The organism is Sporomusa sp. (assembly GCF_057736855.1).
Genome location: NZ_JBYKYF010000072.1, coordinates 10,626 through 12,086, shown reverse-complemented (window position 1 = coordinate 12,086; position 1,461 = coordinate 10,626). Strand labels below are relative to the sequence as shown.

The 1,461-nt window shown below is 43.3% G+C and carries 1 protein-coding gene; it reads right to left on the bottom strand.

Annotated features, from left to right (window positions below):
- Nucleotides 1-348: 348 nt before the first annotated feature.
- Nucleotides 349-1,461 (bottom strand): methyl-accepting chemotaxis protein (locus AC29Z1_RS06745; protein WP_488270694.1); only part of this gene is annotated, 1,113 nt, incomplete at its 5' end.

Genomic DNA, 1,461 nt, shown 5'->3' with positions numbered 1-1,461 from the left:
CTACCCGCCTATACCATGGCGGTTTCGGTGGTGGATGGGGGTTATCATGTAGACTCTCGCTTATTTCATATTCTCGATTCATAATTGCACCTCAATGTATTTCAAAATATATATTGATTACATAAACTTTGATTTAAACTTTTATTTTGTATAGTATAACAAATCTAATAGGCTTACGTAAACATAAACCTGAGTTTCATTAGCCCCGCTCAAGTAGTATAACGCAGCTTACGGCTTTGGAGCTGTAGCTGTAATAGGAAAAAATCCGTTACCGCTTGTTTTCAAGCCGTAACGGATTTTTTCTTCATGACCCATGATACACGCCATATCACAGGCTAATAAATATGTTTAGACTTTGAAGACCCTAACAGCATGTTGCAATTCCTCAGCCATTGTTGCCAAAGCTCGGCTAGAAGCTGCTATTTCTTCCATGAATGCTGACTGTTCCTCTGAAGTCACCGAAGCCGCTTCAGCTTGCCCCGCAGCTTCCCGGCTAATACGCTCAATATCCCTAACTGATGCCACTATGCTCTGACTTCCGGCTGCCATCTGCTGGATAGCTGCTGAAATTTCTTTAATTTGCGAAGAAACATGGCCGATGAGCGACACAATTTCCTTGAACGCCTCGCCGGCGGCATTTACTACATCAGTACCAACTTTCACCTCATGTGTACCATCATTCATGGCAATAACAGCATTTTCCGTGTCTGTTTGTATCTCTGAAATCAGGTTCGCAATTTGTTTGGCAGCTTCCTGCGACTGCTCAGCTAGTTTGCGAACTTCTTCCGCTACTACCGCAAAGCCTCTTCCTTGTTTCCCGGCACGCGCTGCCTCGATAGCCGCATTGAGTGCCAACAGATTGGTTTGTCCTGCAATCCCAGAAATCGTATCTACAATTTGACCAATCTCCTTCGAACGCTCACCAAGTTTCATCACTACCTGGGCAGAGTTCGAAACAGACTTCTCAATACTATTCATCTGATGTATTGCATCTTCTACTGACTTGTCTCCTTGACTAGCCGCATTTTTCGTCCTATCAGCCACACTGGATACTGCATTTGCATTGGCAGCAATCTGCTGAATTCCTGCTGACATTTGTTCAATAACGGTCACCGTTGTATCAATAGCATGTACTTGTGAGGCGGCACCTTGCGCAACCGCACTGATAGTAGACGCTACTTGGATCGTTGCCTGTGCAGATTGTTCTGCATTCGCAGTTAGCTCTTCTGACGATGCCGAAAGCTGTTCTGAGGTAACCTGAATTGAATTGACTATTTTCTTTAGATTTTCCTGGGTTTTGCGAAAAGCAAATGCTAAATTTCCTATTTCCGTTTCATCATGCTCAAGTTTCAGTGTATAGTTTAAGTTCCCCTCAGATAATGTCAGCATCCCCTTTTCCAGTTGCACAATAGGATTTATGATTTTCTTTGTAACTACTACCAGATGGAGAATATTAAAGAC